Annotated in this window: 12 protein-coding genes and 1 pseudogene; 7 read left to right on the forward strand and 6 right to left on the reverse strand. The window is 69.4% G+C overall.

Annotation, left to right across the window (positions count from 1 at the left end; translation table 11 throughout):
• The first annotated feature begins 44 nt into the window (after nucleotides 1-44).
• On the forward strand, nucleotides 45-497 hold the full coding sequence (locus H1D24_RS11945) for an ATP-binding protein (RefSeq protein WP_181657440.1): 453 nt from the start codon (nucleotides 45-47) through the stop codon (nucleotides 495-497).
• Between the two features lie 453 nt (nucleotides 498-950).
• Here the strand turns inward: H1D24_RS11945 and H1D24_RS11950 are convergent, their stop codons facing one another.
• Complete coding sequence (locus H1D24_RS11950) at nucleotides 951-1280, reverse strand: hypothetical protein (RefSeq protein WP_181657441.1); 330 nt, start codon at nucleotides 1278-1280, stop codon at nucleotides 951-953.
• Nucleotides 1281-1434: 154 nt separating this feature from the next.
• On the opposite strand from H1D24_RS11950, the gene H1D24_RS11955 reads away from it, so the two are divergent.
• From H1D24_RS11955 to H1D24_RS11965, 3 genes are read left to right on the forward strand one after another with little or no spacing between them, the layout of a single operon-like run.
• Nucleotides 1435-3252 carry a DUF4357 domain-containing protein gene (locus tag H1D24_RS11955; RefSeq protein ID WP_181657442.1) on the forward strand — a complete coding sequence of 606 codons (1818 nt, stop codon included), beginning with the start codon at nucleotides 1435-1437 and terminating at the stop codon, nucleotides 3250-3252.
• Nucleotides 3249-4478: an McrC family protein gene (locus H1D24_RS11960; RefSeq protein ID WP_181657443.1), complete on the forward strand. Its 1230-nt coding sequence runs from the start codon at nucleotides 3249-3251 to the stop codon at nucleotides 4476-4478. The genes H1D24_RS11955 and H1D24_RS11960 overlap by 4 nt, the downstream gene beginning before the upstream one ends.
• 42 nt (nucleotides 4479-4520) lie before the next feature.
• Nucleotides 4521-6656, forward strand: coding sequence for a UvrD-helicase domain-containing protein (locus H1D24_RS11965; RefSeq protein ID WP_181657444.1), 2136 nt, complete (start codon nucleotides 4521-4523; stop codon nucleotides 6654-6656).
• Nucleotides 6657-6679: 23 nt separating this feature from the next.
• Here the strand turns inward: H1D24_RS11965 and H1D24_RS11970 are convergent, their stop codons facing one another.
• Nucleotides 6680-8332, reverse strand: a complete 1653-nt coding sequence (locus H1D24_RS11970; protein WP_181657445.1) for an N-6 DNA methylase — start codon at nucleotides 8330-8332, stop codon at nucleotides 6680-6682.
• Between the two features lie 354 nt (nucleotides 8333-8686).
• On the opposite strand from H1D24_RS11970, the gene H1D24_RS44480 reads away from it, so the two are divergent.
• Nucleotides 8687-8932 carry a hypothetical protein gene (locus tag H1D24_RS44480; protein WP_508477318.1) on the forward strand — a complete coding sequence of 82 codons (246 nt, stop codon included), beginning with the start codon at nucleotides 8687-8689 and terminating at the stop codon, nucleotides 8930-8932.
• A gap of 128 nt (nucleotides 8933-9060) precedes the next feature.
• On the opposite strand, the gene H1D24_RS41720 is transcribed toward H1D24_RS44480, so the two are convergent.
• Nucleotides 9061-9357 carry an alkaline phosphatase PhoX gene (locus H1D24_RS41720; protein WP_220136653.1) on the reverse strand — a complete coding sequence of 99 codons (297 nt, stop codon included), beginning with the start codon at nucleotides 9355-9357 and terminating at the stop codon, nucleotides 9061-9063.
• 118 nt (nucleotides 9358-9475) lie between these two features.
• Nucleotides 9476-10126 carry a PhoX family protein gene (locus H1D24_RS41725; RefSeq protein ID WP_220136669.1) on the reverse strand — a complete coding sequence of 217 codons (651 nt, stop codon included), beginning with the start codon at nucleotides 10124-10126 and terminating at the stop codon, nucleotides 9476-9478.
• A 535-nt stretch (nucleotides 10127-10661) separates the two neighbouring features.
• On the opposite strand from H1D24_RS41725, the gene H1D24_RS11980 reads away from it, so the two are divergent.
• Together H1D24_RS11980 and H1D24_RS11985 are read left to right on the forward strand one after the other, a co-directional pair.
• The gene (locus H1D24_RS11980) at nucleotides 10662-11117 is read left to right on the forward strand and encodes a peptidoglycan-binding domain-containing protein (RefSeq protein WP_181657447.1); all 456 of its coding nucleotides are present in this window, start codon (nucleotides 10662-10664) and stop codon (nucleotides 11115-11117) included.
• A gap of 123 nt (nucleotides 11118-11240) precedes the next feature.
• Complete coding sequence (locus tag H1D24_RS11985) at nucleotides 11241-11549, forward strand: hypothetical protein (protein WP_181657448.1); 309 nt, start codon at nucleotides 11241-11243, stop codon at nucleotides 11547-11549.
• A 15-nt stretch (nucleotides 11550-11564) separates the two neighbouring features.
• On the opposite strand, the pseudogene H1D24_RS11990 reads toward H1D24_RS11985, so the two are convergent.
• Together H1D24_RS11990 and H1D24_RS11995 are read right to left on the reverse strand one after the other, a co-directional pair.
• Nucleotides 11565-12448: pseudogene (locus H1D24_RS11990) on the reverse strand (fructosamine kinase family protein).
• A gap of 291 nt (nucleotides 12449-12739) precedes the next feature.
• Nucleotides 12740-13774 carry a glycoside hydrolase family 5 protein gene (locus H1D24_RS11995; RefSeq protein ID WP_181657449.1) on the reverse strand — a complete coding sequence of 345 codons (1035 nt, stop codon included), beginning with the start codon at nucleotides 13772-13774 and terminating at the stop codon, nucleotides 12740-12742.
• Between the last annotated feature and the right edge of the window lie 30 nt (nucleotides 13775-13804).

Consider the following 13804-nt stretch of genomic DNA (forward strand, 5'->3'; position numbering starts at 1 on the left):
GTGCCGCTGGTGAGCGCCCCCGCGCGCCCGCCACGGTGGCACCCATGAACGCAAGCGCCCCTCAACTCTCGACTACCGTACGCACCTTCTCTCAACTCTTCTCCTCCACACGGCGCGGCGCCCGCCTCGCCCGACTGCTGGCCACCGAGCAACTCCGCACCTGGGAGGCCCCACCGGGCATCACGGAACGTGCCGAACAGATCGTCGCCGAGCTCGGCGCGAACGCCGTGCTCCACGGCCAGGTGCGTGGCCGCGACTTCCGGCTCGCTCTCGCCCTCGACACCGCAACCGGCACCCTCCGCATCGAGGTCACCGATGCCCGCGGGGGCCACCTCCCCGCAGCGCCCCTGGCAGACCGGGCCGAGGACGTCGAATCCGGCCGCGGCCTGCTCGTGGTAGCCATGCTGGCCGACCGCTGGGGAACGCGGCCGTTTCCGCCAGGCGGCAAGACCGTCTGGGCCGAGTGCGGCTGCGATGACCACCACGCGCCCCGGTGAGTGCGAAGTCGGCAGTAGGCACGCCCGTGTGCCGTCACCCGTTCCAGACGATGTTGCAGATGTAGAGAAATGAGCGGCTCACCGGCCTGCGGCGCGCGGGCAGTGCGGTCACGGTCGTGCTCCCGGTTCTGTGGTGGGCGTTGACTGCGTTCTCAGTACCCCGCACCACACCGGATCGACTGCCGGATCGACGCAAGGCTACGAGCCGACCACACCGAGTGTCCGGTCGGGGTTTACGCGATCACCATTTGGCCGAGTCGCCGGGCAGACCCGCAGGGCGTAAGGAAGAGGTGCGTGGACGACGCACCGACCGCGCGAGCCCGGCCTCCCGCCTAGGGCCGCGGCCCGTGCCGACGACACAGCCGCTGACCACCGCCGCAGCGCCGCCAGTTGCGGGACAAGCCCGCCACCGTACAGGGCGGACCAGTCCCGGACGGCCACTGGTCCGCGGTGTCAGTCGCTGAAGAGGTCCTGCGCGTGGGTGACCCGCCACGCCCGATCCAGCCAAGTGCCGAGCTGTTCGTAGTCGTGGCAGGAGAGGACGCGCTCGCGCACGCTGCCAGAAACCTCCAGCCCGCGCCGCTCCAGGACCATGAGTACCGCCTGCGCGCGCTCGGCCTCGCGGCCTTGCTCGCGGCCTTCTTCGCGGACCTTCTGGGCTGCCGCGGAGCGGTAGAAGATCTCCATAGTGCTCATGAGTTGCCTCCAGATCTCGACGGCTTGGGAGCCCGTGAGACCGGCCTCCACGTACTCGGCGAAGACGACCGCGTCGTCGGGGTCCATGCCGCCCAGCGCCTGGGCCAGTGCGGCCAGTATGCCAGCGTGGGCCGGATCACGGCCTGCAGCGAGCCGCGGATGCTCAGGCCCAGATCGGAGCGGTTGTCCGTGGCACCCCCTACTGTTCTCGGTGGATCTTCTGTTGGGGGGAGTAGCGACGATGGCCGTCGAGAATGTGGAGTACCCGGAGTTTCTTCTGCGGCTGCCGAACGGGGGGCCGGTGGCGCGTGGGCGCCCTACGAATGAGCTGGGCGACAACGGCAGCCGCAGTTTCGTCGTGCCCGCCGACCAGCCTGTGCGGCCTGATGTCGTGCCATCGTTCGCCACCCGCGCGCCGGCTGCCCATCGGCAGCGCGAGGATCTGATTCGGCAGGGGCGGATCGGGCCGTCCGAGAAGTGGCCCGGTTGGCTGAAGACGAGGGAAGCGATCACGTTCGGTTCTCCGTCGAGGGCGGCAGCGGTGCTGATGGGCCGCAACCCGAACGGCTGGTTCGACTGGAAAACGGAGGACGGCCTCCCCCTCGCCGACTTCATGCCCGGGACTTGGCCCGGCCCGAACCGCCCTTGGCTGGTACGTGGTTCGAACGTCAGCGGGCTGGACCTCGTCCAGCGGCTGTGGCTGCCCGACGGGCGGGTCACCCTTGCCGCGTCGCGGCTGCGGCAGGGCGTCGAGCAGGGGATCAGCATGGACCGGCTGCGCACCCTCGTCCAGGAGGACTACGAGTCCACGGCCACCTATAGCCAGAAGCAGCAGTTGGTGGAGGAGTTCCACGCGTTCCTGTCGCGCATGAAGCCCGGCGACACGGTCTGCACCATCTCCGGTGGCCGGCTGTACGTAGGCGAGATCACCGGCGAGGCGGCGCAGACGGAGTCCGAGGGCCGACGGTCCAATCTGCGCCGTCCCGTGGAATGGCAGCCCGACGGCCACCCGTACGACGAACTGCCCGAGGAACTGCAGCAGAGGCTGTCCGTCCAGCACGACGTCGTCGACTTGTCGACCGTCCAGGCCCTCGTCGAAGGGCTGGGACTGAGCGATCAGGAGCTGGCGGAGGAGGCCGAGGCCATAGAGCGCGATCCGAGCATCGAGATCCCCGCGCTCACCGCCCGCCGCGAGCTTGAACTGCCCGAGCCGACGGACGAGCTGGCCACCGAATTCCTCGTGCACGACGTGGAATGGCTGCGCGAGCTTCGAGACCTGCTGTGGGACGATCGCCAGTTGGTGCTGTATGGGCCTCCCGGCACCGGCAAGACCTATCTCGCACTGAAGCTCGCGGAGTTCCTGGGTGGGGGCCCCGAGCAGGTGAAGCTCGTACAGTTCCACCCCTCGTACTCCTACGAGGACTTCTTCGAGGGCTTCCGGCCCCAGGAGGACCCGCGGACCCGGGAGGTCGCCTTCCGTCTCACCGCCGGCCCACTGCGTGAACTCGCCGACCTCGCCTCCCGCGAGGGCAACCGGCACATCCCGCACTTCCTGATCATCGACGAGATCAACCGCGCCAACCTGGCAAAGGTCTTCGGCGAGCTGTACTTCCTGCTGGAATACCGCAACAAGTCGGTGCGACTGACCTACTCCGGTGACGACTTCGCCCTGCCGCCGAACCTGTTCGTGATCGGCACGATGAACACCGCGGACCGTTCGATCGCGCTCGTGGATGCGGCGATGCGACGTCGTTTCGCGTTCGTCGAGCTCTCGCCACGCACCGAGCCGACGAGCGGGCTGCTGCGGCGCTGGCTGGCCAAGGAGGGCAAGGACACCGAGCCCGCCGATCTGCTCGATGCGCTCAACTCCCGTATCGATGACCAGGACTTCCGCATCGGTCCCTCGTACCTGATGAAGAAGGGTGTCTACCGGGAGGGCGGTCTGCAGCGGACCTGGCGGACGAAGATCCTGCCGCTTCTGGAGGAACACCACTACGGGGAGGGCGTGGACATCGAGAAGCGGTACGGGCTGGCCGCGCTGCGGGAGTCGCTGGCGTGACGGCCGTCGTCGAAGGGGCGGCGTCGTCGGTCGAACTCGTCGAACACGCGCCGGCAGTCAGCCTCGACCTGCCGGACGGCATCGGCCGGGCCCTGGCCGCAGGGGACATCGTGAATGCGGCGCCCGATCCCTACGCCCCGGGCCGTTGGTCGCTGCGTGCAGGCAGCAAGGTCGGCGTCGTGGCCGTCTCCGTGCCGGGGGGCGAGCCGTTCACTGTGCGCATCACCCCCAAGGTCCCCATCGCCCGCCTCTTCTTCCTCCTCGGCTACAGCCTCGACCCGCGCAGTGGCTGGCGGGACGGGCAGGTGGACGTGGCCGAGCACCACGACCTGCTTCCCGCGCTCGCTCACGCCGTGGAGCGGCAGATCGACCGGGCCCTGCGTCAAGGGCTGTTGCAGGGGTACCGGGCGACCGAGGAGACCGCTCTCGTCGTACGGGGGCGGATCCGGGAAGCCGAGCAGATCCGCCGCCACTTCGGGGCGACGCTGCCTGTGGAAGTGGCGTACGACGAGTTCACGACCGACATCGCGGAGAACCGCATACTGCGGGCGGCCGTGGAGCGGCTGCTGCGCCTCCCCGGTGTGCCACGCGACGTGCGACGCCGGCTCCTGCACCAGCGAACCCGTCTCGCCGATGTCACCCCGATCGTGCGGGGACAGCCCATCCCCGACTGGCATCCCACCCGTCTCAACGCGCGCTACCACCACGCCCTGCATCTCGCCCGCGTCGTCCTGGACGGTGCGTCCGCCGAGCAGGCGCCAGGCGGGCTGCGCATCGACGGGTTCCTGTTCGACATGAACCAGCTCTTCGAGGACTTCGTGACGGTCGCTCTGCGGGAGACATTCCGTGGCACGCACCGAACGGGCCGTCTTCAGGACCCGCACCACCTCGACGAGAACGCCGCGATCCGCATGAAACCGGACTTCGTCCTCTACGGACCGGACCAGTCTCCGCTGGCGGTCGCGGACGCCAAGTACAAGGCGGAGAAGCCGGAGGGCTATCCAGGCGCGGATCTCTACCAGATGCTCGCCTACTGCACGGCCCTCGGATTGCCGGAAGGGCACCTCGTCTACGCGAAGGGGAACGCGCCGCACGCGGCCCACCGGGTGCGGCACGCGGGCATCGTCCTCCACCAGCACGCGCTGGACCTCGGCCAGGCACCGGACGGGCTACTCGCGGGCATTACTGCCATCGCCCGGCAGATGTGCCCTGACCTGGGCGTATGATGCGGCGCGGGGAGTGTCGTCCAGGGGTGGGGAGATCACGTCGTGCCGCAGCTTGCGTTCGCCAACAGCTTCTGGGAGAGCTACGACGTCCTGGAGAAGCCCGTCAAAGCCGGCGTACGCAAGGCGATGGAGAAGTTCCAGCAGCTCACCGTGCCGGAGCTGCACGCGGACAAGGGACTGCATCTGGAATCCGTCGACAAGGCACGGGACCCCCGGATGCGCACCATACGCATCAACGACTTCTGGCGGGGCGTCGTCCTCGCGCCGAACGACGGCAGTGATGTGTTCCTGCTCGTCAACGTCGTGCCGCACGACGACGCGTACACCTGGGCCGCGAAGCGGCTGTACACGACCAACTCGGCGACGCGCGGCCTCGAGGTGCGCAACGTCGTCGCGATCGAGCAGCTGACTCCGGCCTTGGAGAGGGCGGCGGCCGCTGCGCCCTCGTTGCTGTTCGCCCAGTACTCCGACACGGTGCTGCGCGAACTCGGCATCGACGACCAGGTGCTGAAAGCCGTACGGACCATCATCGACAAGCCACAGCTGGAGGCGTTTGGGACGCTGCTGCCGGAGGACCAGTTCGAGGCATTGCAGTACCTCGCCGAAGGGTTCAGACCCGAGGACGTCTACCGGGACGTCGTCGCGGTGCGCCGCCCCGTCGATGCCTCCCCCGAGCCGGACGAGGACCTCGCGGCGGCCATCGCCAACACCACGAGCCGTATCACGCTGGTCACCGGTCCGGACGAGCTGATCGACATCCTGGACAAGCCGTTCGCGGCCTGGCGCGTGTTCCTGCACCCCTCGCAGCGGCGCGTCGCCTACCGGGTGTCGTACGGCGGCCCGGCTCAGGTCACGGGCGGTCCGGGCACAGGCAAGACGGTCGTGGCCCTGCACCGCGTCAAGCACCTGCTGTCCCGCTCCCCCGACGCCCGGGTCCTCCTCACCACGTACACCAACGCCATGGCCGCCGCCCTCCGCGAGAACCTGTCTCTTCTCCTCGACGGCGACGAGACGCAGCTGGCCCGCGTGGACGTGACGACGGTGAACGCGTACGCCCACCAGATCGTCAGCGAACTCGGCGGCAAGGCCCCATCGCCCATCGGCGACCGGGAGGAGCGGCAGGTGTGGCGGAAGGTCGTCAAGAAGCTCGGCCTGCCGTGGACGGAGCAGTTCCTGGCGCAGGAGTACCGGCATGTCGTCCTGGCCCAGGACATCCGCAGCCTGGACGTCTACCGGGCGGCATCCCGGCGTGGGCGCGGCAGCGCGCTCTCTCCGGCTCGGCGTGAACAACTGTGGCCCGCCATCGAGCTGTTCGAGTCGATGCTCCGCGATCAGGGCGCTTCCACGTACCTCCAGGTGTGTGCGCGTGCGGCGCGACTGCTGGCAGAGGCCACACCCGCGTACGACCATGTCGTGGTGGACGAAGCACAGGACCTGCACCCCACCCAGTGGCGTGTTCTGCGTGGCGCGGTCGCACCCGGCAGCGACGACCTGTTCATCACGGGCGACCCGCACCAGCGGATCTACGACTCCAAAGTTTCACTCGGGTCACTGGGCATCTCGGTGGCCGGTCGTACGAGCCGCCTGCGCATCAACTACCGCAGCACGGAGGAGATCCTGACCTGGTCGACCGGCATCCTCACGCCGGTGTCGGTCGACGACCTGGGCGGCGAGGGCACGGACAGCCTCGCCGGCTACCGCTCCCTTCTGCACGGCCGCCGGCCCCATGTGAACGGGTACGGCGGTGAGCAGGCGGAGGTCGCGGCACTCGTGGAGCGCGTCGAAGGGTGGATCGCCCAGGGCATCCGGCCGTCCGAGATCGGGGTCTGCGCCCGTTTCAACCTGCTTCTCGACAAGGCCTACGACAAGCTTTCGGCGGCCGGTGTTCCGGTGGCTCGAGTCAAGGACAACCCGGGGCCGGACGTGGACGGTGTGCGTCTCGCCACCATGCACGCGATGAAGGGCCTGGAGTTCCGGTGTGTGGCCGTCCTCGGGGTGACGGCGAGTGCTCTCCCGTTCGCACGCGAGGTCACTCCGGTGGACGTGGATGCGCTCCAGCACGACTCGGACCTGCTCCGGGAGCGCTGCCTGCTGTTCGTCGCGTGCACACGGGCTCGGGAGGCGCTGGCCGTGTCATGGAGTGGGACGATCAGCAGCTTCGTGCCGCAAGAGCGATAGAGACCCTGAGAGCGGCCAGAGCGTCATTCTTCTGGCGCAAGGGCCCCGTTCCCCAAGCCGTCACGTGCAAGCACCGTCGCCTCGCGGCTAAGCTCCGCCACCTTCCGGACCCGCTCCTCGAACTCCTGGAGGGCGCGGAACGCGGTCCCGTAACGGTGTTGGTCGGCGATGTCCATCTGCGGAATCCGGGCACCCCGGCCGTCGAGACGGAACGTCCCACTGGCACTCGTGGAGCGCCGCGTGTTCACCGTGCTGCGCAGGAAGCCCTGAAGGTAGTCGGTGTCGAGCTGGTCACTGACTGAGACCGGCTCGGCATCGCCGTATTCGACCAGCCCGGCGCGGGCCAGGTCGGCGACGCTAACCGTGGGGCCCTCCAGGGAGCCTGGGCCTTCTCCTTCGGCGAGGACGGGCAACAGTGCCGCCAGGTGACGCACCTGCTCCTCCAACTCCCGTCGCAAGGCTTGATACTCAGCGACGTAGTCGCGATGCGACTCCTTGACGTGGCTGCCGGGGGTGAGGTCCACGGCCTCGTGAAGTAGGTCGATCAGGGGTACGTCGGCGACCTGGTCGGGGCCAGGCTCGAGGGAGCCGTCGGGGTCGTTCGCGGTAAGGTCCACCATGCGTACGTAGGTGGCGGCATCCTCGGCGGACTCCGGGCGACGCAGGTGCCAGAGGTGGACCGGGAGTGCGTGTGAGGATGCGGTGCCGGCGGGGAGTGCGGTGATCTGAGTGAGGATGCCGCGGCGTACAAGCTCGGAGCGGATGCGACGACCTGCCTTGCGGTAGGCAGCCGAGGCGGACATCACCATGACGACACGTCCACCTGGGGCCGTGTGGGCGTAGGCGTGCTGGAGCCAGGCCAGTTCGCCTTCCGCACGCGATGGGGTACCGAGTTCCCAGCGGGAGTCGAGGAGCAACTCTTCGCGGCCCCAGTCGGTGACACCCACCGGTGGATCACAGACGACGAGGTCGGCTCGCAGCTCTGACCAACGGTCGTCACGCAAGGAGTCGCCGGTGGCAATGGTGACCTTGCGGCGCCCGGTGAGGTCGGCCCGGAGTTGCGCGAAGCGGGCGCTGCGCGGGTCGGATTCCTGGCCGTATCGCTTGGGGCCTCGTTCAGGCCCGACCGCGAGGAGGAGGGTGCCGATACCGCAGGCGGGATCGAAGAGCGTGGTGTCGCTCCGCACGTCGCCGACGAAGTGGCATACGGCGCGCACAGTGCGCGGCGAGGTGACCTGATCCGAGCCGGCACGGCGCACGGAATCGGTGAATCGTTCGCTGAGGGCGTCTATCACGGCAGCCGCAGAGGTGCTCCTGACCAGTTCCTTCGCCAACCGAACCGACTCCGCGGGGAGTTCGGGCGCCTCCTCATCCTCGGCCAGAAACCGGGCCACGTCTGCGAGGCCACCGATCATCTCGTCGGAGTAGGCAGCCCGCAGTGCCTGCCAGAGCTGAACCTCGTCCGAGACTTCCTGCCCCTTGCGCTGCCTGCTCAGCCATTCCTGCACCTCGACGAGGGCGAATAGAGGGCTGTTGGCGCCGCCGCCGACCGGGGCGGGGAAGTCGTCATAGCGCCGACGCCAATTCGAGACGGCGGCACGGGTGACTCCCGCCAGCCGTGCGATCTCGGCACCGGTTACCAAGGGTTCGTTTGCGGCAGCGACGTCATCCTTCATTCGGGTCACCGTACACGGAATGCAATGCCCACTCAAGAATATAAGTGTTGACGATGTACACAGATTAATACAAACCTCGCCGTGTAGAGCGGCGAGCCAGTGTGCGCCCCTATCCAGCACGCAGGGAGAATCACCATGACTACGCCCACTCTGCCTCAGCAGCCGTCCACGCCTGCGGGGACGCCTGGCTCGCCGCACACTCCGAAGCAGCCCATGCGCCGCAAGGCAGGGCTGACTCGTGGAGCAACCTCCGTCGCGGGTCGGCTCATCGGCACTGGCATCGGATCGAGTGGGGAGGAGACTTACCCTCCGAGCAACGTCGGCGGCGATGGCGAGTACCTCGTTGGCGAAGACATGAAGGCCGGTACGTACAAGACGGGCGTGCCCGCCGACGACTTCCGCTGCGACTGGGAGCGAGCCCAAGGACGCGAGCGGCGAACTCGATTCGATTATCGCCAACAACCTCGAGGGGCCGACCGTGGGTCCGAGTGGCTGTTCCGGCATCTGCTGCATCTCGACGACCCTGACATCTACCCGCATCCGTGCAACGCCTGCCGAAGCTCACGCCCGGACCCGCACGCCCAAACTCCGCTGACCTGAACTCCGCACGCTCGGCGGTCCGTTCACCCCGGCGCCACCCCCGCTGCCGACGGGTGTGGTCCCGGGCCGCACCCCCGCACCGCTCCTGCGGCGGGTTGCGGTCACGGGACCGCAACCCGGCCGCCCGGCTACGCCGGCCGGGCCGCCGCCTCGTCGTCGGGCCAGGAAGTCACCGCCCGCGGGTTCGCGGCCGTGATACCCCAGGCGCGGGTGCGCTGGCCGGGGTGCTGGATGTTGACGAAGAGCGCGTCACCGTCCGGAGTGGCGGACACGCCCGCGACCTCGGAACCGCGGGGAGCGACCAGGAACCGGGCCACCTCCCGGGTCCGGGTGTCGGCGACCAGGAGCGCGTTGTTGCCGACCTCGGCGAAGACGGTGCGTCGCCGTCGGCAAGGCTGTGGCCGGGGACACCGGTGGAGATCCACAGCCTGCCGTCGGTACCGAACCAAAGGTTCTTCAGCCCGGCGAACAGGCCCGTCCGGGGTCAGGGCCGGGTCGCCGCCGGGGTGGAACACCTCCCAGGCGAAAGTCCCGCCCTCCGTGCTAGTGCCGCCGGTCTCGGTCCAGCGCACGACCCGGCCGTAGCGTCCGGCACCGGTGGCCTGCCCGGCGGCCGCCGCCCCACCCGAGCCTGCCCGCTGGTGAGCCTGCACCTGCTCCGCGTGTCCGGTGCAGGCCGGGGCCGCGGTCCCGCTGACGACGGCGAGATACACCTCCCCGGTACCGGGGTACGGCGACCCGCTCGGGCCTGGCCAGCGGAGTGGTGCCCACGGCGTCGGCGGCGAGGCCGGCCCGGACCAGGACGTCGGCCTGGTCCCGCCAGCCGTTCCCGGCCGTGAGCGGCCCGCTGCCGAAGACCAGCGGCAACCAGCGCCCCGAGCCGTTCGCGCCGAACAGGGCCACGGACAGCGTGCCGTGGTCCAGGGGGTCCTCGCCCTGCGCGCGCAGGGTGCGCCACGGCCGCGCGCTGACGTACTTGTAGAGGTACTCGCCGTCCTCGGCGTCCGTGCTGTACACCACGACCCGGCCGTTCACCTCGGTGACGGTGGCGGCACCGTGCCAGAAGCGGCCGAGGACAGTCCGCTTCACCGGCACAGAGGCGGGGTCCTGCGGGTCAAGTTCGGTAATCCAGCCTTGGTCTTTCGGCCGGCCCCCTCGTCCGCGAGGTCGAAGCGGGCGTCGGCGGTGTGCCAGGGCGCGCCGAGGCCGCTCGCGGAGAAGCCGTGCCGTACGGCCGTCTCATCGCGCCGCCAGTCCGGACTGTCCGTACCGAAGCCCGCCGGAACCAGGGCAGGGCCTCCTCACGAGAGCGCCTGGAAAGGCCAGGTGCCTCCTCCCGCCTGCCGCACCGAGCGTGGGTTGACGCGCACACATCAAGAGCCGCCGGCAGCCGCCGGAAGCGGGGCGCGCCCCGGCAGCAGCCTGCCAACGATCCCGCAGCAAGCTGCCGGACGCCGCGGCACGCCAGCCCGCAACCGAGCGCTTAAGTCCGACCTTGACAGCTGATCAGCTCACGTCCATAGGATTCCCACTCAGCAGCCACAGGCCTCCCGCTCATCCACCTCGCGGAGTCAGGCCCCGGCATTCCCAAGGGAGAACGGTGTCTACGCTCAAGCACGCCCTCCGCAGGTCCCTCACGGCAGCCGCCCTCGCCGTCGTCACCGCCGCCACCTGCACCACCCCCGCCTCCGCCACCCCGTCCCAGGGCTAGATCAGCGGCTCCGGCACGGTGACCGACGACTGGTACAACGAGGGCACACTGTCCATGTACAACTACCGGACCACCTACGCCGTCGGGCTGTGGCAGCGCATTCTGTACGCGGAGGGCGCCTACTACCCTGTCGGCGGCGCCGGCTCGATCGTCACGCCGTTCCAGAAGCAGTGGATCGACTGCGACTTCGGCTCCGGCACGCGGATCGCCACCCAGGACCTGCAGAACCGCTGGGGCCTGGAGGCCGACGGCTACGTCGGCCCCCTCACGCTCGGCCGCGCCGACAACAACCTCGTCCTTATCGGCGACTACAACACCGCCACCCAGCTCGTCGAGTACCGGGGCCGGGCCCACACCGTGCAGTTCCTGCGGGTGAAGTCCAATGGCGCATACCAGTTCCGCCGCGTCGCGAGCGACGGCGTCACCGACGGCGGCTGGAACACGGCCTCGTACAGCACCCCGGGCCCCTGCTGACGCACCGGCCTCCCGGGCGGTGCGGCGGCGCCCAGTCACGGCACCGCACCGCCCGGCGCGACTCTTGGGCAGGTCGGGTGCGACGTCGTACGCGCGGATACGGACGCTGACTCGCTCGCCCTCGTGGGCGCGGGCCTCAGTGAGTTCATCGGCGTCGCAGATGTCCTCGAGGTCAAGCCCGGCCGCGCGGGCGATGCGGTGCCGGGAGTGGACCTGCAGCCGATGCCGCTCGCCCTTCTGATGCACCATCCGCACCAGCGTCGCGTACTTCTTGGCCTGCTTCGGCTTGCCGGCGAACAGGTCCGCCAGCTCGCACCCGGCGGCTTCGGCAGCGGCCTCGATCGCCTCGGCCAACCGGGCGCCGGTCAGGAGCCGCGCGAGCATCAAGTATGTGACGCCATGGCTCTCTCCACAGCGGTCCGAAGGCAGTGATCTTCTGAGCTGAGCTCAGGGCCGCTGCCGGAACGGGGCGAGCGTGGCGCGCACGAGGTCGGTGGCGCCCCAGTCGGGGTCGAACTGGGCGATCACGGCCAGGTGCTGGCGTAGTTGGAGGATCGGCATCCGTTCGCGCCAGTCGCGGTCGAGCCCGGTCAGCTCGGCGTACAGCTCGAAGAACACATGCGCCTCGGGCGGCGGCGCCGTCGTCCATAGGTGGGCCAGGTCGACCTCGGCCCACGTGTACGACACGGCCGGGTCGATCAGCGCGGGCCGCCCGTCGGGGTGGCCATGACGTTCAGCGCCCACAGGTCGCCGTGCGTCAGGCACGCAGGCCTGACCGGCAGCAGCTCGGGCAGCCGGTCGCACAGCCGCTCCAGCGCCGCCCGGTCCGCGGCGTCGAGCGCCTCCTGGACGCGACGCTCGCCGAGCCAGCGCAGCAGACGGTGCTGGGCGAAGAACTCGAACCCGTCGTCATTCCAGGTGTTGACCTGCCGACGGCGGCCCAGCCAGTTGTCCCGGTGCCACCCGAATCGGGGGTACCGCGTGGTGGTGTGCAGGTGGGCGAGCGCATACGCGAGCTGCTCCCAGAAGGCCTCCGTGCCCGGCCGGGGCTGCAGCACGGACAGCACGAGCAGGTCGCGGTCCGTGAGGATGATCTCGGGCGTGGCGACGCCGCCCGCCTCGCGCAGCACGGTGAGCCCTTCGGCCTCCGCGGCGAAGGCGTCGTCCGACGGCGGCTCGCCGAACGCCTTGACGAACACCGACGTGCCGTCACCGCGGCGCGCGAGCCCCGCGGTCGCGGCGAGGCCTCCAGTGGCTGGCTCGACCGCGACGACGTCGGTCAGGTCGGCCGCGTGCAGGCGTTCGAGCAGGAAGGACGTCGCCTCCGTCACGGGTGTGCTCCTCTCTGCTGGTCACGCAACATGGCATCAGGGCCGAGCCCGCGACGGCTCACTCACTGAGCCCAGCTGGACCGCGCGTCCTCAACGCCGCCCTGTCGAGCGCCTATCCGCGCGGCCTCTTAGCCAACTCCCGCTCGATACGGGCAACCTCCCGCGCCTGTGCAGCCTGCTCCCGCTCCAGATGCTGAGGAGCGCCGGCGCCGTCACTACCTGACCGTCCGCTCGCCACGCGCCGGAGCGACCTCGTTGCTGAGCCACGAGGTCGCTCCGGGGTCACGCCGGTTACTGCCTCCAGGCCCAGTGCAGGCGGTCCAGCCCGCTCTGGTTGTTCACCTTCAGGCTGAGGTCGGTGCCCGTGCCCTGGAGGGTGGTGAGGGAGTAGGTGTCTCCGTTGCGCAGGCCGGGCCAGTAGACCGAGCCCAGGCCCAGTTCGCGGATGGTGTCGGTGGCCGCCTGGATGTAGGCGATCTCGTTGGAGCCGTTGATCGGCCCGTTGTAGTTCAGGCCGGAGGTCATGGTGGCGCCGAACTCGTCCAGGATGGTGCGCGAGGCGCAGTCGCCGATGCGCTGCTTGAAGTCCTGCTTCCACTGGTCGACGCTGGTCCAGTCGGTGTGCCAGAAGCCGTAGTTGTGCAGGGCCAGCCGGGTGCCGTCGAGCCGGCTGTCGGCGCACACGGGCTTGACGTCCTCGCTGTACTTGAAGCCGCCGATGAGGATCCGGTCGCGGGGCACGTTGCTGTGGGTGGTCACCCACTTCGCGGCGATGTCGCGCCACTCCTGGGAGGTGTAGCCGAACGGCTCGTTCATCGGCTCGAAGTACACCTTGGAGTTGCGCACGTACGAGGAGGTGATCCGGGCCCACATCTGGTCCCAGCTCGCCTGGTTGTCGATCTTGCCGTCCTTGGCGTTGTCGGCCTCCCAGTAGCCCAGGATGACCTTGAAGCCCTGGTCGGTGGCGGCGTCGATCGCTCCCCGGTACGACTTCCAGAAGGGGCCGTTCACGGAGGTGGGGTTGACGGGCAGCCGGACGGTGTTGGCGCCGAGCTTGGCGAACCCGTCGATGATCGCCTCGGACTTGGCGTAGACGGTGGCGTAACTGTCGGAGGTGGACAGGCCCGAGGGCACGACCGCGTCATCGGCGTAGTTGTCGCGCGGGTCGGCCCAGTTGACCCCGTGGAAGTCGCTGACGGGCGGCACCGCCGCTTCGGGGGAGGCGGGCGAGGCGGATGCGGGGGAGGCGAGTGCTCCGCCGAATGCCGTGACGCAGGCCAGCAATGCACTGAGGCAAGCTGTCCGGCGATGGTTCTTTCGTGACACGACATCCCTTTCTGAACAGTTGCGCTCGCG

Source organism: Streptomyces himalayensis subsp. himalayensis (genome assembly GCF_013778455.1).
GTDB classification, from domain to species: Bacteria; Actinomycetota; Actinomycetes; order Streptomycetales; family Streptomycetaceae; genus Streptomyces; species Streptomyces himalayensis.